This window comes from Stenotrophomonas sp. 82F1 (assembly GCF_056861525.1).
This window is the reverse complement of sequence record NZ_JBSPUD010000001.1, coordinates 55,950-78,296: the sequence shown is the minus strand read 5'-3', so window position 1 is coordinate 78,296 and position 22,347 is coordinate 55,950. Positions and strand designations below refer to the sequence as shown.

Below are 22,347 nucleotides of genomic sequence, written 5' to 3'. Positions count from 1 at the left end.
AAGCCCCGACCGAGGCCGGGGCTTTTCATTACAACTGGTGCCGGAAATAGGAATCGAACCTACGACCTACGCATTACGAATGCGCCGCTCTACCAACTGAGCTATTCCGGCTGAGCAGGCGATTTTACGGTCGCCCCACCCCTGCGGTCAATCCGGTCGTGACGATTGCCGTCAAACGCCCACCCGCCCGGGCTCTCAACCCGCCGCCACCCGGTTGCCACACTCCCGCCCTGCCGCGAAATCGGCCAGGTTGCCCAGCGTGATCGCCGAGATCTCCTGCAGCGCCTCCACGGTGAAGAAGCCCTGGTGGCCGGTCACCAGCACGTTGGGGAAGGTCATCAACCGCTGGAAGGCCTCATCGTCGATGATCTCGCCGGACAGGTCCTGGAAGAACAGCGCGCTTTCCTGCTCGTAGACGTCGATGGCCAGGTGGCCGAGCCGGCGCGACTTCAGCGCGCGGATCACCGCATGGGTATCGACCAGGCCGCCACGCGAGGTGTTGACCAGCATCGCGCCGGGCTTCATCCGCGCCAGCGAGGCGTCGTCGATCAGGTGCTGGGTATCGGGGGTCAACGGGCAATGCAGCGAGACGATATCCGAGCGCGAGAGCAGCTCCTCCAGCTCCACCATCGCGCCGATCTCGGCGAACGCCGGCGAAGGATACGGATCGTGCCCCAGCACGGTGCAGCCCATGCCGCGGAAGATGCGCGCGGTGGCCAGCCCGATCTTGCCGGTACCGACGATGCCCACGGTTTTGCCATGCAGGGTGCGGCCGAGCAGGCCATCAAGCATGAAGTTGCCCTCGCGCACGCGGTTGTAGGCGCGATGGGTCTGCCGGTTGAGGGTCATCACCAGCGCCAGTGCGTGTTCGGCCACGGCTTCCGGCGAGTAGGCCGGCACGCGGGCGACGAACAGGCCGAGCGCGTTCGCAGCGGCCAGATCCACATTGTTGAAGCCGGCGCAGCGCAGCAGTACCGCGCGCACGCCCAGTGCATGCAGGGCCTGCAGCACCGGCGCATCGAGCCGGTCATTGACGAACACGCAGACGGCAGCGCAGTCCTGTGCCAGTGCGGCGGTGTGCACGTCCAGCGCGGCGTCGAAGTACACGAACTGGAACGGCTGCTCTGCCGCTTCGCGCGCGTTGGCTTCCTCGAGAAAGCGGCGATCGTAGGGACGGGCACTGAATACGGCGATGTGCATGGCAAGGTCTGCGCGGAAATCCGCCACGACCATAGCGCACCCGCAGACCGATGGGGATGGCACCGGCGGCGCGAAGGCCGCCGGTGCCGCTACTGCCTTAGAACGTATAGCCCAGGCCCAGCATCACGCCGTTCTGCAGCTGGCCGTCGCGACGCTCGCCCACGTAGTCGACCATCACCGACAGGCGATCACTGGCGCGGCTGGTCACGCCCAGGTTCCAGGCCAGCACCTGCTCGCCCACGGTCTGGCTGCTGGCACCGAACACCAGGTCCGGCGCAGCGGCGAAGCCGGTGCTGTAACGGGCCTGGGTGTCGCCCAGTTCCTTCTGCCAGACCACGCGCGCGCGCGGGGTGATGCGCTCGCCGTTGTTGCCTTCGAAGGTCTTGAACAACTGCAGGCCCGCGCCGACCCGGATGCTCTCCAGGCTGTCACCACGCCCCACCAGCGCGCCAGCACCCTGCCCTTCATTGAAACGGGTGGCCGAGGTGCGCGCGTAATCGACCACCGGCAGCAGCGGCTGGATCACCACACCCTTGGCGGTGGTGAACGAGAAGCCGTGCTCCAGGCGGGCCGAGATCGCATCGTTGTTGTACTTGGCACGCAGCGGGCCCTGCAGGCCGTCGATGCCCTCGATGCTGCGGCGGGTGTCGTGGCGCAGGTCGGTGTAGCGCACCGAGGCCGAGAGGTAGCCACGCGAGTAGGTGGCATCCAGGTAACCGCCCACATCCAGCGCGCGCACGTCGCCGGTGAAGCCGGAACCATCGCGGCCCTTGGTCGACATGTCCGCCGCGGCAACGCTGACGCCCAGCGTCACGCGGTCATCGGCCAGCTGCGTATCGGCACCCAGCACGATGCCGCCGACGGTATGGCTCAGGCCGGCCACGCCGCCTTCACCGTCGATGCGGCCGTGGCTGCCGAAGCCGCGGCCCCAGAGGCCGTAGTTGCGAGGTGCTTCGCCGCCGAAGTCGGTGTTGCCACCGCCCGCCCCCGCTGGCTCCACCAGGTGTATCGCCAGCTGGTTGAACAGGCTGCCATTGGCCATGCCGGGCTGTGCCGACGCCGCCTGCGCGGCCTGTGCCGCGAGGCCACCGGCGTCACCACTGCCGCTGCGTCGTGCGGCCTGGTGCTGCTGCACCACGCTGCCGATGCTGCCGACCAGCGCGTTGTCGGCCAGGCGCAGGCTGGCATGGCCATCACCGCGCAGTGCACCGGCCTGCTGTGCGATCACATCACGGTCCGCGAACTGCAGTGCACCCAGCAGCGGCTTCAGGCCGGCATCCTGGCGCTGGCCGGCCGTGGCCAGCGCACGGCCGAGACCGTCGTTGCCGTTGCTGCCGGTGAGCTGCGCGAGCTGGTCGAAACCGGGGTTCGCCGTCAGCGACAGGCCCTCGGCGGTCTGCTTGATGTTGAAGCTCAGCAACGAGTTGTGGCGTGGCCGGAACACCTCGCCATTGGTGATGCTGGCGGTATAGCCGGTGTCGCCCAGGCGCACCGCATCGGTGAAACCGCCCTGGTAGATCGGGCCGCTCACCAGTTCGCGCTGGTAGTTGCCGGCGTAGAAGCCCTGCGCCACGTTCAGTTCCAGGTGCGCGCCCGGCGAAATGACCAGTGCACCCTCGTTGGTGCCGCTGTCGTAGAAGTCGCCCACACGCAGGCGGCCACTGTTGGTGCCGCCCGCCTCGGTGACGTCGAACAGTACCTTGCCGCCCGGCATGATGTTGACGTAGCCGTGAGTGACCAGGTCACCACCACGCGGCATCAGGGCGCCGTACACGCGCAGGCGGTTGAAGCCATCCTCGCGGAACGAGGGGCCGGTGCCATCGAGCAGTGCGTTCGAGTCGGTGGCAACCGAGGCGATGTCGCCGTGGCCGACCACCATGCCGGCCGCCAGCACGCGCAGCTCCGGGGTGCGCAGGGCACCGCCTTCCAGGGCGATGGTGCCGTTCTCCACCAGCATGAAATCGGCGCCGGTGGTTTCGGCAGTGCGCCAGGTGCCGCCCTTGGCGACGCGGATCACGCCGGCCGAGTTGCCCAGCGTGGAGGCATCCAGCTCATCCAGGCGCAACTGGCCCAGCAGGAGCTGCCGTGTGCCCGGGTCGTTGAGGTAATCCTGCACTGACGCCGGGCCGATGCCGTTCGGGCCGGCGCTGGAGCGGTTGTAGATGTTCACCGCATAGTTGATGTACGTGGTGGCGAAGTCGGTATCGTTCCAGCGCGCGAAGTCGTCATCGACGAACGCCTGCAGCTGGCGAGCGGTGCGCAGGTAGCCCGGGTTGATGTCGCCGCTGACATTGCCGGTGACGGTCAGGGTGTCGCCCGGGTCGCGGTAGCCGGCGGCGGTGATGATGTTGTTGCTGTAGATGTCCTGCCCGGGGAAGGTTTCCAGCTTGCGGCCACTGCCATCGGGATCGAAGCTGACCGACGGGCCGGTGGTCCGGGCCGGATCGCGGAACACCAGCAGGCCGTTGGGCTGCACCACCTCGTACATGGCCTTGTGCAGCAGGCCGGCATCCATGCCGCCGCCGTAGTTGCCGGTGTAGATCTCGGTCATCCGCGGCGACGGCGTATAGATCACCTTGCCACTGTTGCTGGCGGCGTGGATCTGCACCGAGTCGACCAGCGGCAGGTCGCCGGCCAGGTAACGTTCGACGCCACCGGACTGCATGATCGAGCAGGACGAGATGCAGTGGCCGGACACGATGGTGTTCAGGCCGTTGCTGCGGATCACCCCCTGCAGCCACTCACCCGCGATCAGCGCGCCACCATTGGAGGTGCGCAGCACGACTTCGCGGATCGGACGGCCTTCGGCCTGCGCCTTGGCCAGCAACGCCGGCAATGCGACCACGTCGGCGACGGTGACACCGCCGCTGAGTACGACGCGATCGCCCTGCACGTGATAATTCATTGCCATGACGTCATCCATCTGGCCCAGGGTCGCGATACCCACCAGGCCTGCCAGGGCGATGCTCAACTTCGAATGCTTCATTGCGTTCTCTCTCTCCGCCCGCACCACGCGGGTCGAAAGCAGAACGCAGCAGCAGGGCGGACGCCCCCAGTCGGCGACGAGGAAAAAGATGAATGCATTCACAATGGAAATGCAGAAGAAACGTGGGCTTCCCCATCCGGTCACCGTCGCGTAAAACTCGATGACGCGTCCGTCATCGTCGTTCGAGGCCCTCCCCTGTCCGTGCCCTCCCCTTTGCTCCGTCCTGCGCCGGAACTGCCCGGGGTTCCGGATGTCTTCATCGCATTCGTACGCGAGGAACGCGCGCCGCTGTGTGCTTTCCTGCGCGCCCGCGGTGTCGGCCCCGAGGATGCCGAGGACATCGCCCAGGACTGCATGGAGCGCCTGATCCGCTACCGCGCGCACGACACCGAGGAGCTGCGGCTGCTGCTGTATCGCATTGCCCGCAACCGCCTGGCAGACCGCGGGCGCTCGCCGCAATCGCGTAACCACCTGTCGCTGACCGAGCGCGACGGCAACGAAGAAGCCGCCAGTGCTTCTCCTGATCCGCTGCGTCAGGCAGAATCCGGGCAGATGCTCGCCCTGTTGCGCCAGGCACTGTTCAAGCTTCCCGAACGTGCCCGCGAGGTGTACCTGCTCAACCGCATCACCGGGATGAGCTATACACAGATCGCCCGGCATTGCGGCATCACCGCCAAGACCGTGGAAAAACACATTGCCCGTGCATTGCAGGGCCTGCGCAAGGAGCTGGGCCCCGATCCTCTCCACAATGATGGAGACACCGAATGATCCGCAACGACAACAGGGATGACACGTTGCTTTTTGAACACGCAAGCGCCTGGGTAGCCCGGCTGGACGCCCCCGACTGCAGCCCCGAAGAGCGTCAATCCTTTGAGGACTGGCTGGCCGAGGATCCCGCGCATGTCAGCGCCTGGGTGCAGGCCGAGAAGCTGCACCAGCGCAGTGCCGGCCTGGCCGGCGACCCGTGGTTGCGCACCGCGGCTGCACGCACAGCACGCAGGCCGCAGCGGCGTTGGCTGCCGAGTGTCGCCGCCGCTGCCGGCGTCTGCCTCGCCGTTGGCCTGGGCTGGATGCTGTACACCGATGGCAACCCCACACCGCTGACCTATGCCAACGCCAGCCTGCTGCCGCAGCAGCGAACGCTGGCCGATGGCAGCATCGCCACGCTCGATGCCGGCACCACGCTCACCGCGCGCTTCGGCTGGCGCAAGCGCGAACTGGCGCTGGAACACGGTCGCATCCAGCTGCAGGTCGAACCATCATCGCGCTCGCTGCGGGTGCAGGCCGGCGGCAGTTCGATCCGCGATATCGGCACCACCTTCCAGGTGGAACGGCTGACTGACGGCCGGGTCGAGGTCGCGCTACTGGAAGGCGTGGTGGAAGTCACCAGTGGCAGCGCGCAGCACACGCTCTCGCCGGGCCAGCAGCTGCAGGTCCTGGCCTCCGGCAAGATCCAACCGGGCCCGCAGCTATCCTCGACCGCTGCCGCCGAGGCCTGGCCACAGGGCAAGCTGGTGTTCGACGGCACGCCCCTGGCCACCGTGGTCGAACGCATGAACCGCTATGGCAGCACGCCACTGGTGGTCGCCGACCCGGACATCGCCGACCTCGCGGTCAGCGGCACCTTCCGTGCAGGCGACGCGCACGAACTGCTTTCCGCCCTGGAACTGGGGTGGTCCATTGCTGGCCAGCCGCGCTCGGATGGCGCGCTGGAACTGCGCCGCACCTACTGAGGCGGCGGCCGATGCCGGCGCCGGGTGTGCTTCGTTGGGACGCGCTTCGGTGGGGCCTGCTGCAGGCCCTGCTGTGCGTTGTGCTGGTGCCGGGCGTGACGGCAACGGCGGCGTCAGCAGAAGCCGTCAGGCAGGTCGACTACCGGATCGCTCCCGGCGCCCTGCCGCCGGCCCTGCAGCAATGGGCGCGCCAGAGCGGCATCGCCCTGGTATTCGACGCGCGTGAGCTGACCGACCTGCGCAGCGGCGGCGTCGCCGGCTCGCTGGCGCCGGCCGCTGCGCTGAAGCAGCTCGTCGCCGGCATGCCGGTGAACATCCTGCAGACACCCAGCGGCGGATTCGTGGTGCGCCGGCATGCTGCGCCAGCCGACGTGGTCGCGCAGCCGGTACAGCGGCCACCGCCGCCGGCGCCACCGAAGCCGGTGCAGGTGGAGCTGGCGCCGATCCATGTCACCGGCAGCCGGTTGCCGCGCACCTCCGTGCAGACCACGCTCCCAGTAACGGTGATCGACCGCGAAGACATCCTGCGCAGCGGCTACGGCACGTTGTTCGACCTGTTGCGCCACCTGCCCGGCATGAACGGCCACCCGCCCCTGAGCACCTCGCGCAGTGGCGATTCGCTGTACCTGCCGGTCGGCGCAGCGGCCACCACCAGCCTGGATGGCATGGGCCCGCGCGCGACCCTGTTCCTGGTCAATGGCCGGCGCCTGCCGCGCTATCCAATGGTCTCGCTGGAAGAAGGCGGGCTGACCGATCTGGGTGGCATTCCGCTCAGCTTCGTCGAGCGCATCGAACTGGTGCGTGGCGGCGCGTCGGCCATCTACGGCGCCGATGCGATGTCCGGCGTGGTCAACATCATCCTGCGTGACCAGGCCGAGGGGCCGGAAGCTACGCTGCAGTCGGGTGTCAGCAGCCGTGGCGACGGCGATCAGTACCGGCTGCAGGCGGCAACGGGTGGCGTGCGCGAAGGTGGCGACCGCTGGTTCGCCGGCGTCGACCTGCATCGCCTGCAGCATGTGGCCGGTGACCAGCGCGACTGGCATGCGGAAACCTCGCTGTACCCGATCGGGCTGATCCTGGGCAACGGCGATTACTACCCGGCCACGCAGTGCCATCCGCCGCTGCAGCGCGAAGACGACGGCTGCTGGTTCGACAACGCCCGCCCGCGCTCGCTGCAGCCGGCATCGGAAACGCTGTCCGGCTACCTGCGCTATCGCCACGAGCGCGGTGACGGACGCTACGCCTATGTGGAAGCACGCGCCAGCCACAACCGCCAGCGTTTTGAACTGGGCCCGACCGCCGTCGCCCTCAATTTCAGCCGTGGCGCGATCCTCAATGTGGTCCTGCAGGAAGGCGGCGAAGTGCGCCCGCGCGTGCATGCCACTGAAGGCGACGTCAGTTTCGGCATGGGCCGCGAGCGCACCGGCCGCAGCTGGGATGCCGGCCTCAGCGCGCAGCGCAGCCAGGTGGACCTGCGCACCGAAGGCACCGTGCGCAGCGAGCGCCTGCTGGAGGCCGCACGCACGCTGGATTTCCTGCCCGGTTTTTCCACCCTGCCGCCGGGGCTGGCAGACGAGCTGTTTCCGGCCATCCACAACCGCGGTCGTACCGAACAGTGGCAGGGCTGGTGGGGCATGCAGCGCACCCTGATGACACTGCCAGGCGGTGCGGCACAGCTGGCCACCGGTATCGACCTGCGCCGCGAGCGCTGGACGTCGCTGCCCGATCCGCTGCTGGGCAAGGGTGAGCTGGCCCTGGGCCTGCCGCTGGAGCAGCGCCGGCTGACCCGGCAAAGCAACGCCGCCTACGCCGAACTGGGCCTGCCGTTGGCGCCGACGCTGCGCCTGGACGTGGCTGCGCGGCTGGACCGCGATGGCAGTGACACCGCATTCTCGCCGCGTGCCGGCCTGCGCTGGAGTCCGAGCCCGCACTGGTCGTTCCTGCTGGCCAGTGGCCGCGGCTACCGCGCGCCCAGCATCTTCGAGCGGCGGCGACCGCCGGGCTACTTCGGCCTGTATCCCCTGCCCGCATCGGCTTCCCTGCCGCCGTGCGCGCGCCCGCTGCGCGGTGGCGGCTGCGCGGTGGAAGTAGAGGTGGTGGAGAACGATGCACTGAAAGCGGAGACCTCGCGCAGCCACTCGCTGGCTGCCAGCTGGACACCGAGCGATGCGTTCTCGCTGTCACTGACCCACAACATCGTCGAACTGCGCAACGAGATCCTTGCCCTGCAACCCAGCGATGCGCTGTGGAATCCCGGTACCTGGGAGCTGGATGAGCAGGGCCGCCTGCGTGATCTTCGCCTGTCATTCGACAACATCGGCCGCACCACCTCACGCAACTGGGTACTGCGTGGCGAGTACCGGGTGGATGCCGGCCGCAACGGGCAATGGCTGTTCTCGCTGGATGCGTTGAAGCAGCAGGAACTGCGTCGTGATCGCAGCCATGGCGAATCGGTGGACCTGCGCGGGCATGCCACGCCGGCGAACGCGGGCATTCTCAACGTGCAGTGGCAGAACCCTTCCTGGGACATCGCCCTGCGTGGCAACCGCGTCGGCCGCACCCGCGCATGGCTGGCCGGTGAAGCATGCACGCAGGAGCAGCATGACCAGCGCCGCTGCATGAACCCCGCGCAGCTGCGCTGGAACCTGCACCTGGCGCGCCGGCTGAGCCCACGCGTGATTGCCGCTCTGGACGTGCACAACCTGCTCGATACGCGGCCGGTGAACTACCTTGTCGGCAGCGGCGGGCAGATGGCCGGACTGGACGATCCGCTGGGGCGCTACTTCCTGCTGACCCTGCAATTCCGCTGAGCGTAGTACCCTACGCCGCCTGTTCCACGGCGTCGAAGGCGAGTCATGAAAGCCTACCTCTGGTTCCTGGGCGCGCTCATGTTGTTCTTCGCGCTGCCCTTCCCCTGCCTGCTCTATTACGGCACCAGCTGGCCGATGGACCTGGGCGACCGCAGCGCGCCATGGTTGGCGCTTGGCCTGCTGGCGACGTCGCTGGCGCTGTGGCTGGTGCTGCTGTACGCCTTCCTGCATTACCTGCTGCTGGCGCCACCGCGCGCACTGCAACGCGTACGCAGCATCCTCGCCAACGGCGAGCCACGCAGCGCGCGCATCGAGCAGGCCGAACAGACTGGCGTGCAGGTGCGCGGCTTCGCGCAGTGGCGGCTGCAACTGGCCTTCGACAACCTGTCCGGCACGCCGATCACCGAAACGCTGGTCGTGGTCGACAGCAAGCCACAGCTGCAGCGTTTTGCCGTGGACAGACAGCTGGATGTGCTGCTCAGCCGCACGCCGGGCACCCCACCCAACCTGATGCTGGAAGGAGCGCAGCCGGAACTGGACCGCGCCAGCCTGTGGCGCCGCGCGATCGGCGGCCTGGTCGGCATCGTCGTGGTCGCTGCTGCGTACGTCATGGCCTACCGCCTGCAGAGCGATGGCATGGGTTGGACGTTCCTCGGATTCGGTCACCCACTGCTGATCTGCCCACTGGTCCTGTGCAGCTACCTGATCGGCCTGCGCCTGCTGGCGCGCCTGCTGGCCGGCACGCTGCAGATCGACGCGCGCGGCGAAGCGCTCAAGTACCGCGGTATCGCTGCCGAAGCGCGGGTACTCGATGTGCGCCAGACCGGTACCTACGTCAACGAACAACCGCAGGTGGAGTTCCAGCTGGAATATCTCGACCGCGAGGGCAACGTGCAGCAGGCCAGCGTGCGCCGCTTCGTTGCGCTGCTTGACCTGGCCAACATTCCTCGCGGGCAGGTCGACATTCTGTACGACCCGGATGATCGCCGCAGCGTGCGCATGGAGGACGCGTGAAGCGGCCCGTGTCCACACCGCTGGTGTTCGCCGGCGTGGTGCTGGCCCTGGCCGGCGTCGCCACGGCGGGCGGTGCACTACAGACCGTTGATGCGACCCTGCGCGGCGCCGCATCGACCGCGCCTGCGGATGCAACTCAGCAACATCCTTGGGAACAACCGTTGCGTACGGCGGCCATCGCCACGCCACGGGCAGCTTTCGAACCGATGCGCGTGCCCGGGCGGGCACGGCCCAACCTGCTGCTCGACAGCGAGCGCCTGCAGGCTGCAAGGCAGGCGCTGGAAGCGATGCCCGGACTGGCCGGCGAACGCCTGGTCGTTTTCCACAGCATCCACTTCCATGACGACGGTCGCATCGACATCGACCTGGTCGACCCACAGCAGCCGGGCCATGTGGATGCTTACCACTACCAACGCGGGCAGTGGCGCAAGGGCGACGCGGTGAATCCGCAGCAGTTCGCACCCACCATCACCCTGCGCCGCAGCAGCACCGCACTGGCCAACATCGATTTCGATGCCGTGCCACGGGTGACGCAGGCCCTGCAGGAGCAGCGCAATGCCCTGATGCGTACGCCGGCCCAGGTCGGCCATGTGTATGTGGTCATCCGCAAGGGCGGCAAGCTGGTGTGGTTGCCGGATGAAGTGGCGGGCGACCGCCAGACCGTGCGCCTGCGCTACGACGCCAAGGGCAACCTGCAGTAGAAAAAGGGGACGGAGGGGATCAGGTCGCAAGTGGCGCGACGATGGCCAAAGCGACTTGATCCCCTCCGTCCCCTTTTCTGCTATCGCACCGAGCGGGCGATGGCGTACTGCGCGGCGTAGTACGTGGACAGCACCAGCAGGCTGGCCAACGGCAGGCCACCGCCAAAACGATCCCACGCCAGCAACGAATCGCTGGCCACGAACAGCAATGCGCCGGAGGCGGCCCAACGCGCGCTGCCTGCTTCCAACGCATCGGCGTGCGGCCGCTTCCAGTAACGCGCCAGCGCCAGCACTGCCATGGCAGCCAGTACCACGACGTAGGCCAGCACCGGAAGGCGCATCGGCAGCGGCAGATGCGGCCACAGGCCGGCGACGTTGATCGAAGCGAATGCGGCAAGCAGCACGAACGCTGCGAGCAATCCGCGACCTGCGCGCAGGCCGGCACGGAACGCAGCGATGTAGCACAGATGCGCCAGCAGGAAGGCAACCAGCCCCGGCACGAACGCGTCGATCGGCAGCATCAGCGCGATATCGCCCACGCAGGACAACAGCATGCCGGCCAGCACCGCGCGCCGGTAGAACGCATCCGCTACCGGCCGCGCCTGCCAGGCGATGGCGGCGATCAGCAGCGTGGTCGCCGGCTTGGCCAACCAGTGCAGCCAACGCCCGTCGCCGTCCAGGTAGGCGCCGACGATGGCCAGCACGGCCACCACCAGGATCAGCCCATCGCGCGTACGCAGGCTCATCGCGCCTTCCACAGCTCTGCAAGGCGATCCGGGCGGCCGCTGATGCGTTCCAGCACCGGATACTGCAGGCCGCCGTGGTAGTCGATCTTCATCGTATCGATGCGGTCGAACTGTTTGACCAGCAGTGTGATCGGCGCCTTGTCAGTGGCCGCCGCAGCCACCGCGTCCTTCAAGCGCTGGCTGCTGTATTCGCGACCACCAACGGCGATCACCTTCATGCCCGGCGCCAGGCCGGCATTGAACGCCGGGCTGTCCCAGACCACATCACCGACCACGCCGCTGTCGAGTACCGTCGCTCCCAGCGAATAGGCCAGCAGCGCCGCCTTCGCGCGCTTTTCCTGTGCCTTGTAGGCCTCGTTTGGCGCATCGCGGTAGACCAGCTTCCAGCCCGCCAGTTCCAGGCCGCCGGTCAGCGATCCGTGCCCGTCCAGGCGCTGGCGCAGAAAGCTGGCCCAGTCGTACGGCGCGATGCCGTTCAAGGTCGCCACCACGTCGTCGAAGGTGTACGGATTGACGTCCCAATCGCCGTTGCCGACGCCAAAAAACGCACGCGCGAAATCATCCAGGCTGCGACGGTTGCCGGTCAGCCCCCGCAGCTTGCCCTCTACCTCCAGCCACAGCATCTGCCCGCCGGAGTAGTAGTCCTCGCTCATCTGGTAGTTGCGGTACGGCAACGTGCGGCGCTGGGCGATGGTCGGGTCGTTGGTGGTGTCCTGCAGCGGACGCCAAGCCAGGCCCGGGCGCCCGCGGTCATAGGTTGCCGCCACGTTCGCGAGCATGTCGCGCGCCTGCTCGATGGTCCACAGCCCGGAACGCGCGGCCAGCACCTGGCCCCAGAACTGGGTCTGGCCTTCGTACACCCACAGCAGGCTGTCGCCCATCGGCGTGTTGAAGTTGGCCGTGGCCAGATCGGCACCGCGACGGTACTTGCCGTTCCACGAGTGGGTGTACTCATGCGGCAGCAGGTCGCGCATCCACGCGTTGCTGTCCCACTCCGTGAAATAGCCCGGGTCGGCGCTGTTTTCGCTGGAGCGATGGTGCTCCAGCCCGATGCCGCCGAGGCGATCAGTCAGGGCAAGCAGGAATTCGTAGTGATCGTAGTGACGCGCGCCGTACAGTTTGTCGGCCTGCTGCACCAGCGCACGATGCACCTTCAGCTGCGCATCGGTTGGCTTCAGTGATTTGGCATCGTCGGCGAACACGTTCAGGTGCACCGGTGCCTTCGCGCCGGGATCGAGGTCGATGCGCTGGTGATGCTCGCCGGCAAACAGCGGCGAGTCGACCAGGTGGTCATAGGAAATCGGCTTGAACACCACGGTGTCGCCATCGCGGCGCGCGGTCTCCAGCGCGGTGGCATAGGCCCAGCCCTTGGGCAGCGTCACGCTGGCCTGCGCCTGCAGGTTGCGCGCGTCCACGCCGGCCGGATACAGCGAATTGGCATTCCACTGCAGGTTGAGCATTTCCGGGGTCATCACCACCCGGCCCTGGCTTCCACCCTGCGAAGACAGGAAATCGAAGTGGGCGACGATCTCGCTCACACCCGCCGGCACCTCCACCTTGAACGCGTATACGTTGAACTGGTCGCGCTGCCAGGCCAACGGCTTGCCGTTGGCGGTCACCCGCAGGCCGGCGAGCTTGTCGATGGGGCCAGTGGGCGAATGGTTGCCGGGAATCCACTGCGGGTACAGCAGGGTCAGCGGACCGGGCTTGGCTGGCACGGTGGCGGTGACCTTGAAGATGCGCCGGGCCAGGTCGCGCGCGTCGACATCGATGCGCAGCAGGCCCGGGGCGGCGGCATCACCCGGTGGCGGGGTCTGCGCCAGCGCGGGCGTGGCCGCCAGCGCGAACAGCACGGACATCACCAGGGCACGGGTTTTCATCGGCAGGTTCCAGCAGCAGAGGATTCCTCGATGCTAGGCCTGTGAGGTGCCGAGCCCCATGGCCGAAGGTCATGGTTGCCAGTGCACCGACCTGATGCGGCAAAGCCTGATCGGAGCATTGGCGAAGACTGACAGCATCCACGCATGGCGTGGATCTACTGGAAAGCGGAGGAGTACCGGGTAGATCCACGCCATGCGTGGATGACCTGCATCCCGAAGCCGTGCGAACCAAGGTTCGCACCCACCAGATGCGCCATCGCAATAAACCGGGAGACCCATTGGTAGATCCACGCCATGCGTGGATGACCTGCATCCCGAAGCCGTGCGAACCAAGGTTCACACCCACCAGATGCGCCATCGCAATAAACCGGCAGGCCCATCGGTAGATCCACGCCATGCGTGGATGACCTGCATCCCGAAGCCGTGCGAACCAAGGTTCACACCCACCAGATGCGCCATCGCAATAAACCGGCAGGCCCATCGGTAGATCCACGCCATGCGTGGATGAAGCTCTTCCCGGTCAGTCGACCAGGCGCAGGCGCAGTTCCTTCGGCAGCGCGAACACCATCGATTCCGGCTCGCCGTCCAGCTCACCGATACCGGAAGCCCCCAGCTCGGCCAGACGCGCCAGCACGCCATCGACCAGCACCTGCGGTGCCGAGGCACCAGCGGTCACGCCAATGTGCTGCTTGCCCACCACCCAGGCCGGGTCGATCTCGTGCGCACCGTCGATCAGGTAGCTCTCCACGCCTTCACGGCGGGCCAGCTCACTCAGTCGGTTGGAATTGGAGCTGTTCGGCGAACCGACCACCAGCACCAGGTCGCAGCGCTTGGCCAGGTCGCGCACAGCGTCCTGGCGGTTCTGCGTGGCGTAGCAGATGTCGTCGTTCTTCGGCCCCTGCATCGCCGGGAAGCGCTCGCGCAGCGCATCGATGATGCCACGCGTGTCGTCCACCGACAGCGTGGTCTGGGTGGTGTACGCGAAGTTTTCCGGCTGGTTGATCTGCAGCGTGGCCACCTGCTCCACGTCCTCGACCAGGTAGATCTGGCCGGTGCCCGCTTCGCGGTTCCACTGGCCCATCGTGCCCTCCACTTCCGGGTGACCGGCATGGCCGATCAGCACCACGTCACGGCCGGCGCGGCAGTGGCGGGCGACTTCGAAATGGACCTTGGTCACCAGCGGACAGGTGGCGTCGAACACCTTGAGGCCACGACGCTCGGCTTCCTGGCGCACGGCCTGGGAAACGCCATGGGCGCTGAAGATGACGGTGTTGTTGTCCGGCACTTCGTCGAGTTCTTCGACGAAGATCGCGCCGCGCTGCTTCAGGTCGTCGACCACGAAGCGGTTGTGCACCACTTCATGGCGGACATAGATGGGCGCGCCGAGCGTTTCGATCGCGCGCTTGACGATCTCGATCGCACGATCGACACCGGCACAGAAACCACGCGGGTTGGCGAGCAGCACATCCATCAGTTCAGTCTCCCGGCAGCGGCCGGCTTACGGTTTCGGGTTGGCATTATCCGCCTTTTTGGCGGACTTGCCGTCGAACAGGCCAAACAGGGCGATGCCGATGGCACCCACCACGATGGCCGAATCGGCAATGTTGAACGACGGCCAGACATGCTCGCCGACGTACCACTGGATGAAATCCACCACGTGACCATGCACCTGGCGGTCGATCACGTTGCCGATCGCACCGCCGATGATCAGCGCGTACGGCACGGCAGCCTTCCAGTTGCCACGGGCAGTCGCACGCAGCCACCAGGCCATCAGGCCGCTGATGGCGATCGCCAGCACGGTGAAGAAGTGCTTCTGCCAGCCACCGGCATCGCTCAGGAAGCTGAACGCTGCACCGGTGTTGTAGGTGCGGTACCAGTTCCAGAAGCCGTCGATGACCACCACCGGCTGGAACTCCGGCAGGCTCGACAGCACCCAGGCCTTCGACCACTGGTCCAGGCCGATGATGACTGCCGACAGCAGCAGCCAGACCAGTGCGTTCGGATGCGGGCGCGGGGCGGCCATCAGAACCAGCTCCGCACTTCGCCGGCACCGGCGATGTTGGTCACGCAGCGGCCACACAGTTCCGGGTGGTCGGCATTGCTGCCAACGTCGGCACGGTGGTGCCAGCAGCGCACGCACTTGGACTTCTGCGTCGGCTGGGCGCTGACGAACACCTCGTCGGTGGTCGCCGGGCGCACCTGCACGTCACCGCTGATGAACAGGAAACGCAGTTCATCGGCCAGCGGCTGCCAGCGCGCGGCCTGCTCTTCGCTGGCGGCGATGGTGATTTCCGCTTCCAGCGCGGCACCGATCGCACCATTGGCGCGCATCGGCTCCAGCACCTTGGCCACCTGTTCGCGCACGGCCAGCAGCTGGTCGAAGTCAGCGGCGTTGAGCTGGGCATCATCCGGCAGCGGTGCCAGGCCCTCGTACCAGGTGGTGAACAGCACGTGGCCGGCACGGTCGCCCGGTAGGTAACCCCACAGCTCGTCGGCGGTGAAGGTCAGGATCGGCGCCACCCAGCGGGTGAACGCTTCGGCGATGTGGTACATCGCGCTCTGCGCCGAACGACGACCATCCGAATCGGTCGGCATCGTGTACAGGCGGTCCTTGGTCACGTCCAGGTACAGCGAGCCCAGGTCCACGCTGCAGAAGTTCAGCAGCAGCTGCACGATCTCGGCCATGTCGTAGTTGTCATACGCCGCCTTGATCTTCTCCTGCAGCTCCCAGGCGCGGTGCACGATCCAGCGGTCCAGCGCGACCATCTCGTTGAGCGGGCGCAGGTGCTGGGCCGGATCGAAACCATCCAGGTTGCCCAGCAGGAAGCGGGCGGTGTTGCGCAGGCGGCGGTAGGCGTCGGCGGTGCGCTTGAGGATTTCCTGCGACAGCGACATCTCGTTGCTGTAGTCGGCCGACGCAATCCACAGGCGCAGGATGTCTGCGCCCAGCTTGTTCATGATTTCCTGCGGCTCGATGCCGTTGCCCAGCGACTTGGACATCTTGCGGCCGTGCTCGTCCACGGTGAAACCGTGGGTGAGGCACTGCTTGTACGGCGCGCGCTTGTCGATGGCCACGCCGGTCAGCAGCGAGGACTGGAACCAGCCGCGATGCTGGTCGGAGCCTTCCAGGTACAGGTCGGCCGGCTTGCCGAAGCCACGCGCGGCCAACACCGCTTCATGGGTCACACCGGAATCGAACCAGACATCGAGGATGTCGGTGACCTTCTCGTAGTCGGCCGCTTCAGCGCCCAGCAGTTCAGCCGCATCCAGCGAGTACCACACGTCGATGCCTTCGGCTTCAACGCGGTCGGCCACCTGCTGCATCAGCTCCACCGAACGCGGGTGGATCTCGCCGGTCTGGCGGTGGGTGAACAGTGCGATCGGCACGCCCCAGGTGCGCTGGCGCGAGATCGTCCAGTCCGGGCGGCCGTCGACCATGCTCTGGATGCGCGCCTTGCCCCAGCTCGGGAACCAGCCGACGGTGTCGATGGCGGCCAGCGCATCGTTGCGCAGGTTGGCCTTGTCCATCGAGATGAACCACTGCGGGGTGGCGCGGAACACCACCGGCGTCTTGTGCCGCCAGCAGTGCGGGTAGCTGTGGCGGATCTCGACGAAGGCCAGCAGTGCGCCGCTGTCGCGCAGCACCTGCACGATCGCCTCCTGCGCCTTCCACAGGTGCTGGCCCGCCAGCACCACGTCGCCGGCCGGCGGGGTCGATTCCAGGTACACGCCACGGCCGTCGATCGGCGTGATCTGACCGGCGTTGTACTTGTCCAGCAGGCCGTATTTCTGGCTGACAACGTAGTCTTCCTGGCCGTGGCCGGGCGCGGTGTGCACCGCACCGGTACCGTCCTCGTCGGACACGTGTTCGCCGTTGAGCACGAGAATCTCGCGCTCCGGGTAGAACGGGTGCGCCAGCAGCTGGTTTTCCAGCGCCGAACCTTCGGCTTCACCGTGCAGCACCACCGCGTCCACGCCGTAGCGCTGCAGCGAGCGCTCGGCCAGCGCAGCAGCCAGCACCAGCCAACGGCGCTTGCCGTTGTGCGCCGGGCCTTCGGCCAGCACGTAGCGGATGTCCGCGCCCAGCGACACCGCCAGCGAAGCCGGCAGCGTCCACGGGGTGGTGGTCCAGATCGGCACCGCCACTTCGACATCGGCCGGCAGGCTGACGCCGAACGCCTGCGCCACCGCCTGCGCATCACGCGCGGTGTAGGCCACGTCGATCGCCGGCGAGGTCTTCTCGTGGTACTCGATCTCGGCCTCGGCCAGTGCCGAGCCGCAGTCGAAGCACCAGTAGACCGGCTTGGCGCCACGCAACAGATGGCCGTTGGCCACGATCTTGGACAGCGCACGGATCTCATTGGCCTCGAAATCGAAGCTCAGGGTCTTGTACGGGTTGTCCCAGTCGCCGGTGACGCCCAGGCGCTTGAAGTCGGCACGCTGGATGTCGATCTGTTCTTCGGCGAACTCGCGGCACTTCTGCCGGAACTCGACCGCATCGAGCTTCACCCCGACCTTGCCCCACTTCTTTTCCACCGCGATTTCGATCGGCAGGCCATGGCAGTCCCAGCCCGGCACGTAGGGCGCATCGAAGCCAGCCAGGTAGCGCGACTTGACGATGACGTCCTTGAGGATCTTGTTGACCGCGTGGCCCAGGTGGATGCGCGCATTGGCGTACGGCGGACCGTCATGCAGCACGAACAGCGGGCGGCCGGCGGCGTTGTCGCGCAGCTGCTGGTAGAGCCCCTGCTCTTCCCAGCGCGCCAGAATGCCCGGCTCGCGCTTGGGCAGGTCGCCGCGCATCGGGAATTCGGTGGCCGGCAGGTTGAGGGTGGTCTTGTAGTCCTGGCTCACGCAGTGGCTCGCAATCTATGTTCGGAAAGGATGGCACGCGCCTGTTCGGCGTCGCGGTGCATCTGGTCGGTCAGCGCCGCCAGATCATTGAATTTCTCTTCATCGCGCAGCTTGGCGACGAATTCCACTTCGATGTGACGCCCGTACAGGTCGCCCTGGAAATCGAACAGGTGCGCTTCCAGCAGCGGCTCCACGCCGTCCACGGTCGGCCGGGTACCGAAACTGGACACCGACGGCCACGGCTGGTCGAACACCCCGTGCACCCAGGTCGCGTAGATGCCCGACAACGCCGGGGTCTTCGGGAACCGCAGGTTGGCGGTGGGGAAGCCCAGCGTACGGCCGAGCTGACGCCCGCGCACCACCCGCCCGCTGATCGAGTAGGGACGCCCCAGCAGGTCGCCGACGCGGGCGAAGTCGCCTTCCTGCAGCAGCTGGCGGATCCGGGTGCTGGAGATGCGATCACCGTGCAGGTCGACCGCTTCGATTTCGCCGGCGCTGAAACCGAGCTCGGCACCCAGCGCCTGCAGCAGGGCCAGATCGCCACGGCGGCGGTTGCCGAAACAGAACTCCGGCCCGATCCAGACCTCGCGGGCGTTCAGGCGCTGGGCCAGCAGCTGGCGCACGAAGGTTTCGGCCGGCATCGCCGCCATCGCCGCGTCGAAGCGCAGCAGGCCGATCGCATCGACGCCCAGTTCGTGCAGGATCTCGACCTTGCTGCGGGCCAGGGTCAGCCGCGGCGGCGGCGTGCCCTGGGCAAAGAACTCACGCGGCAGGGGCTCGAAGGCCACCGCCACCGCAGCCACACCCAAGGCGCGCGCACGCGCGACCGCGTGCCGCACCAGCGCACGATGGCCCAGGTGGAGGCCGTCGAATGCACCGATGCAGACCACGCTTCCGTTGGGGAACAGCTCCCCGCCCTCGACGCTTCTGAACAGCCTGCTCATCAACTCTCGTTCCGGCCGGCCCAAGCCCGCCGTTTCAATGGTGTAACCCTGAAGTATAGCCGCCGGGAGCCACGATCAATGCCCGCGCAGGTCGCGCGGACGGAAGCCCATCGCCACCATTGCCAGCAGATAGGTCAGCCCGCCACCGCCGACCAGCAGGCCGAGGGCACCGATCCGTTCCCACACGCCCATCGACGAGAAGCCCGGCAGCCAGTACAGCAGGGCCAGCAGCACGCCGACCATCGCCGTGCACGCCACCAGCAGCCGCAGCAGGTAACCGCCCCAGCCCGGCCGGCGCTGGTAGACATCGGTCTTGCCCAGCCAGTACCAGAGCAGGCCCAGGTTCAGGTAACTGGACAGCGCGCTGGCAATGCCCAGCGCCAGGTGCAGGCCGGGTTGCTTGCCGATGGCGGCCATCACGCCCTGCGCCTTCAGCTCGTCCGGCACCATCACCTGGTACAGCACCGCCAGCAGGGCGAAGTTGAACACCATGTTGGCCACCAGCGCGGCCACACCGGCACGCACCGGGGTCTTGGTGTCCTGACGGGCGTAGAAGGCCGGCAGCACCACCTTCAGCAGGGCGAACGCCGGCAGGCCGAAACTCAGGCCGTACACCGACAGTGCGGTCATGCGGGTATCGAAGGCGCTGAACTGGCCGTGCTGGAAGATGGTCGCGATCAGCGGTTCGGCCAGCAGCAGCAGGCCCAGCATGGCCGGCACCGAAATCAGCAGGGTCATGCGCAGCCCCCAGTCCAGCGAGCGCGAGAAACCCTCGCGATCGGTGCTCACGTGGTGGCGGGCCAGTGCCGGCAGGATCACCGTGCCCAGCGCCACGCCGAACACACCCAGCGGCAGCTCCAGGAAGCGATCGGCCAGCGACAGCCAGGACTGCGAACCATCGGTCAGCTTGGCGGCGATGACGGTATCCAGCAGCAGGTTGATCTGCGCCACTGACGAGCCAAACAGGGTCGGCACCATCAGCGTCATCACCTTGCGCACGCCCGGATGGTTCCAGCCCCAGCGCGGCAGGGTCAGCAGGTCGATACCCTTCAACGAAGGCAACTGGAACAGCAGCTGCAACAGGCCGGCGGCCAGCACGGCCCAGCCGAGGGCGAGGATCTGCTTTTCCGGTGTGCCCCCCAGCCGCGGCGCCAGCCACAGCGCGCCGGCGATCATGCACAGGTTGAGGATGACCGGGGTCAGCGCCGGCATCGCGAAGCGCTGGAAACTGTTCAGCGCGCCGCCGGCCAGGGCGGTCAGCGAGACGAACAGCAGGAACGGGAAGGTCAGGCGGAACAGGTCGATCAGCAGGCCCTGCTTGGCAGGGTCGGTGTCGACGCCACTGGCGAAGACCGACGCCAGTTGCGGCGCGAAGATCAGCGCCAGTGCGGTGACCAGCATCAGCACGCCGCCCAGGGTGCCGGCGGTGCGGGCCATCAATTCACGCAGCTCGGCGTGGCTGCGGGTCTCCTTCACCTCGGTGAACACCGGCACGAATGCGGTGGCAAAGGAGCCCTCGGCGAACAGCCGGCGCAGGAAATTGGGTATCCTGAAGGCGACCCAGAAAGCATCGGTGATGGCGTTGGTGCCGAAGGTCGAGGTCACCACCTGGTCCCGGACCAGGCCGAGAACCCGCGAGACCATGGTCATGCTGCTGAACGACAGCAGGCCCCGCAACATCTTGGGTGAACTCACTCAACGTCCCTCTTGACAATCGACTTGACGTACATTTCTTACGCCATCATACTAGCTAGCTTGCTGTTCCCATAACACCGATTTTTCAGGAAACCACCACCGTGGCCAATATCAAGTCCGCCAAGAAGCGCGCCAAGCAGACCGTCGTGCGCAACGCGCGCAACGTGGCTCAGCGCTCGATGCTGCGCACCGCTGTCAAGAAAGTGATCAAGGCGCTGGACGCCAACGATGCCGCCGGCGCTCAAGCCGCCTTCGCCGTTGCCCAGCCGATCCTGGATCGTTTCAGCGCGCGTGGCCTGATCCACAAGAACAAGGCTGCTCGCCACAAGAGCCGCCTGAACGACCGCATCAAGGCCCTCCAGGCCGCCTGATCCGGTTGGTTGCTGGAGCCCCGGCTCCGGCAGCACGCAAAAGCCCGGCTTCGGCCGGGTTTTTTGTTGCCTGCAGTTTCCGCTTCTGTAGAGCCAAGCCCATGCTCGGCTGGCCGCGCGAACAGCAGCCGAGCATGGGCTCGGCTTTACAGAAGAGCGGCACCCACAAAAAACCCGGCCGAAGCCGGGTTTTTTCGCGGGAACCACAACAGGCATTACTGCGCGTTGCGGGCCGCCTCGAGCTCGTCTTCCTTCTGGCGATCGAAGAACGCCATGATCCGGCTCATGATCGGGAACGTGCCCTCACGACCCAGTGCGGACACCAGGAACCACGGCTCCTTCCAGCCCAGCTCGGCCACGATCTTCTCGGCGGCGGCCTTGGCCTCGTCCTCGAACATCAGGTCAGCCTTGTTCAGCACCAGCCAGCGCGGCTTGGCCAGCAGCTCCGGATCGTGCTTTTCCAGTTCGCGCTCGATGGCACGCACCTGCTCGACCGGGGAAACCCCTTCCACACCACCCTCCATCGGCGAGATGTCGACGAGGTGCAGCAGCAGGCGGGTGCGCTGCAGATGGCGCAGGAACTGCGCGCCCAGGCCGGCACCGTCGGCCGCACCTTCGATCAGGCCCGGAATGTCGGCGATCACGAAGCTGCGGTAGTTTTCCACCTTCACCACACCCAGGTTCGGGTACAGCGTGGTGAACGGGTAATCGGCCACCTTCGGCGTCGCCGCCGAGACGGCGCGGATCAGGGTGCTCTTGCCGGCATTGGGGAAGCCCAGCAGACCGACGTCGGCCAGCAGCTTCAACTCCAGCTTCAGCGTGCGCTCTTCACCCGGCTCGCCCGGCAGCGCCTGGCGCGGCGAGCGGTTGGTGGAGCTCTTGAAATGCATGTTGCCGAGGCCGCCGCGGCCACCCTTGGCCACCAGCAGGCGGTCGCCATGCTGGGTCAGGTCGCCGATGATTTCATCGGTGGCCACGTTGATGATCACGGTGCCGACCGGCACGGTGATGACCATGTCTTCGCCACCCTTGCCATAGGCCTGGCGGCCCATGCCGTTCTCGCCGCGCTGCGCCTTGAAGATGCGGTCATGGCGGAAGTCGACCAGGGTGTTGAGGTTTTCGTCGGCGCGGATCCACACGCTGCCGCCCGCACCGCCGTCGCCGCCGTCCGGGCCGCCGAGCGGAATGAACTTCTCGCGACGGAAGCCAATGCAGCCGTTGCCGCCGTTGCCGGCGAACACTTCGATTTCTGCTTCGTCTACCAGTTTCATTGTTTCGATGCCTGCGATGGGCGCGGCATGCACGCCGCCACCTTGATGTAGTGCCGGCCGCTGGCCGACAACCGGGCGATGCCCGTTTTACCATTGATTCCAACGAAAAGCCCCGCCGAAGCGGGGCTCTTCATGCAGCGAG

Annotated in this window: 17 protein-coding genes and 1 tRNA gene; 6 read left to right on the top strand and 12 right to left on the bottom strand. The window is 66.9% G+C overall.

The window, feature by feature from the left end:
- Positions 1 to 35: 35 nt before the first annotated feature.
- From AC13GI_RS00350 to AC13GI_RS00340, 3 genes are all read right to left on the bottom strand, one after another.
- Positions 36 to 111, bottom strand: a tRNA-Thr gene (locus AC13GI_RS00350).
- An 84-nt stretch (positions 112 to 195) separates the two neighbouring features.
- Positions 196 to 1,200 carry a 2-hydroxyacid dehydrogenase gene (locus AC13GI_RS00345; protein ID WP_380655058.1) on the bottom strand — a complete coding sequence of 335 codons (1,005 nt, stop codon included), beginning with the start codon at positions 1,198 to 1,200 and terminating at the stop codon, positions 196 to 198.
- A 97-nt stretch (positions 1,201 to 1,297) separates the two neighbouring features.
- Positions 1,298 to 4,186, bottom strand: coding sequence for an autotransporter domain-containing protein (locus AC13GI_RS00340; RefSeq protein ID WP_482995186.1), 2,889 nt, complete (start codon positions 4,184 to 4,186; stop codon positions 1,298 to 1,300).
- A gap of 213 nt (positions 4,187 to 4,399) precedes the next feature.
- Here AC13GI_RS00340 and AC13GI_RS00335 point away from each other — a divergent pair, with 213 nt between their 5' ends.
- From AC13GI_RS00335 to AC13GI_RS00315, 5 genes are all read left to right on the top strand, one after another.
- The gene (locus AC13GI_RS00335) at positions 4,400 to 4,954 is read left to right on the top strand and encodes an RNA polymerase sigma factor (protein ID WP_236512618.1); all 555 of its coding nucleotides are present in this window, start codon (positions 4,400 to 4,402) and stop codon (positions 4,952 to 4,954) included.
- Positions 4,951 to 5,919, top strand: coding sequence for a FecR family protein (locus tag AC13GI_RS00330; RefSeq protein WP_380655051.1), 969 nt, complete (start codon positions 4,951 to 4,953; stop codon positions 5,917 to 5,919). Before AC13GI_RS00335 ends, AC13GI_RS00330 begins: the two co-directional genes overlap by 4 nt.
- A 95-nt stretch (positions 5,920 to 6,014) precedes the next feature.
- Complete coding sequence (locus tag AC13GI_RS00325; RefSeq protein WP_380655161.1) at positions 6,015 to 8,729, top strand: TonB-dependent receptor domain-containing protein; 2,715 nt, start codon at positions 6,015 to 6,017, stop codon at positions 8,727 to 8,729.
- Between the two features lie 45 nt (positions 8,730 to 8,774).
- Complete coding sequence (locus AC13GI_RS00320) at positions 8,775 to 9,743, top strand: hypothetical protein (protein ID WP_482995185.1); 969 nt, start codon at positions 8,775 to 8,777, stop codon at positions 9,741 to 9,743.
- Positions 9,740 to 10,444, top strand: a complete 705-nt coding sequence (locus tag AC13GI_RS00315; RefSeq protein WP_482995184.1) for a hypothetical protein — start codon at positions 9,740 to 9,742, stop codon at positions 10,442 to 10,444. The genes AC13GI_RS00320 and AC13GI_RS00315 overlap by 4 nt, the downstream gene beginning before the upstream one ends.
- Before the next feature lie 80 nt (positions 10,445 to 10,524).
- On the opposite strand, the gene AC13GI_RS00310 is transcribed toward AC13GI_RS00315, so the two are convergent.
- From AC13GI_RS00310 to murJ, 7 genes are all read right to left on the bottom strand, one after another.
- Entirely contained in the window at positions 10,525 to 11,190 is a 666-nt protein-coding gene (locus AC13GI_RS00310) for a lysoplasmalogenase (protein ID WP_380655042.1), read from the bottom strand.
- The gene (locus AC13GI_RS00305; RefSeq protein ID WP_482995183.1) at positions 11,187 to 13,070 is read right to left on the bottom strand and encodes a M61 family metallopeptidase; all 1,884 of its coding nucleotides are present in this window, start codon (positions 13,068 to 13,070) and stop codon (positions 11,187 to 11,189) included. The genes AC13GI_RS00310 and AC13GI_RS00305 overlap by 4 nt, the downstream gene beginning before the upstream one ends.
- 520 nt (positions 13,071 to 13,590) lie before the next feature.
- A complete protein-coding gene (gene ispH / locus AC13GI_RS00300) occupies positions 13,591 to 14,541 on the bottom strand; it encodes a 4-hydroxy-3-methylbut-2-enyl diphosphate reductase (protein ID WP_099821031.1) in 951 nt (316 codons plus the stop codon).
- Positions 14,542 to 14,568: 27 nt separating this feature from the next.
- A complete protein-coding gene (lspA, locus tag AC13GI_RS00295) occupies positions 14,569 to 15,093 on the bottom strand; it encodes a signal peptidase II (protein ID WP_099821030.1) in 525 nt (174 codons plus the stop codon).
- Positions 15,093 to 17,924 (bottom strand): isoleucine--tRNA ligase, encoded by a 2,832-nt coding sequence (gene ileS, locus AC13GI_RS00290; RefSeq protein ID WP_482995182.1) that lies wholly within the window; start codon positions 17,922 to 17,924, stop codon positions 15,093 to 15,095. The genes lspA and ileS overlap by 1 nt, the downstream gene beginning before the upstream one ends.
- Entirely contained in the window at positions 17,921 to 18,868 is a 948-nt protein-coding gene (locus tag AC13GI_RS00285) for a bifunctional riboflavin kinase/FAD synthetase (protein WP_025873849.1), read from the bottom strand. The genes ileS and AC13GI_RS00285 overlap by 4 nt, the downstream gene beginning before the upstream one ends.
- Before the next feature lie 75 nt (positions 18,869 to 18,943).
- Positions 18,944 to 20,548: a murein biosynthesis integral membrane protein MurJ gene (gene murJ / locus AC13GI_RS00280; protein WP_482995379.1), complete on the bottom strand. Its 1,605-nt coding sequence runs from the start codon at positions 20,546 to 20,548 to the stop codon at positions 18,944 to 18,946.
- 116 nt (positions 20,549 to 20,664) lie between these two features.
- Between murJ and rpsT the strand changes: the two genes are divergently transcribed.
- Positions 20,665 to 20,934: a 30S ribosomal protein S20 gene (rpsT, locus tag AC13GI_RS00275; RefSeq protein WP_025873851.1), complete on the top strand. Its 270-nt coding sequence runs from the start codon at positions 20,665 to 20,667 to the stop codon at positions 20,932 to 20,934.
- Between the two features lie 215 nt (positions 20,935 to 21,149).
- Here the strand turns inward: rpsT and obgE are convergent, their stop codons facing one another.
- Positions 21,150 to 22,205 carry a GTPase ObgE gene (obgE, locus tag AC13GI_RS00270; RefSeq protein ID WP_025873852.1) on the bottom strand — a complete coding sequence of 352 codons (1,056 nt, stop codon included), beginning with the start codon at positions 22,203 to 22,205 and terminating at the stop codon, positions 21,150 to 21,152.
- A complete protein-coding gene (locus AC13GI_RS00265; RefSeq protein WP_157804331.1) occupies positions 22,202 to 22,339 on the bottom strand; it encodes a hypothetical protein in 138 nt (45 codons plus the stop codon). The genes obgE and AC13GI_RS00265 overlap by 4 nt, the downstream gene beginning before the upstream one ends.
- Positions 22,340 to 22,347 lie beyond the last annotated feature (8 nt).

Bases quoted from the DNA above. Each gene is read 5' to 3' on its own strand.
- AC13GI_RS00345 (WP_380655058.1), bottom strand. From the start codon at position 1,200: ATGCACATCGCCGTATTCAGTGCCCGTCCCTACGATCGCCGCTTTCTC.
- AC13GI_RS00340 (WP_482995186.1), bottom strand. From the start codon at position 4,186: ATGAAGCATTCGAAGTTGAGCATCGCCCTGGCAGGCCTGGTGGGTATC.
- AC13GI_RS00330 (WP_380655051.1), top strand. From the start codon at position 4,951: ATGATCCGCAACGACAACAGGGATGACACGTTGCTTTTTGAACACGCA.
- AC13GI_RS00320 (WP_482995185.1), top strand. From the start codon at position 8,775: ATGAAAGCCTACCTCTGGTTCCTGGGCGCGCTCATGTTGTTCTTCGCG.
- AC13GI_RS00310 (WP_380655042.1), bottom strand. From the start codon at position 11,190: ATGAGCCTGCGTACGCGCGATGGGCTGATCCTGGTGGTGGCCGTGCTG.
- AC13GI_RS00305 (WP_482995183.1), bottom strand. From the start codon at position 13,070: ATGAAAACCCGTGCCCTGGTGATGTCCGTGCTGTTCGCGCTGGCGGCC.
- ispH (WP_099821031.1), bottom strand. From the start codon at position 14,541: ATGGATGTGCTGCTCGCCAACCCGCGTGGTTTCTGTGCCGGTGTCGAT.
- lspA (WP_099821030.1), bottom strand. From the start codon at position 15,093: ATGGCCGCCCCGCGCCCGCATCCGAACGCACTGGTCTGGCTGCTGCTG.
- AC13GI_RS00285 (WP_025873849.1), bottom strand. From the start codon at position 18,868: ATGAGCAGGCTGTTCAGAAGCGTCGAGGGCGGGGAGCTGTTCCCCAAC.
- murJ (WP_482995379.1), bottom strand. From the start codon at position 20,548: ATGTTGCGGGGCCTGCTGTCGTTCAGCAGCATGACCATGGTCTCGCGG.
- obgE (WP_025873852.1), bottom strand. From the start codon at position 22,205: ATGAAACTGGTAGACGAAGCAGAAATCGAAGTGTTCGCCGGCAACGGC.
- AC13GI_RS00265 (WP_157804331.1), bottom strand. From the start codon at position 22,339: ATGAAGAGCCCCGCTTCGGCGGGGCTTTTCGTTGGAATCAATGGTAAA.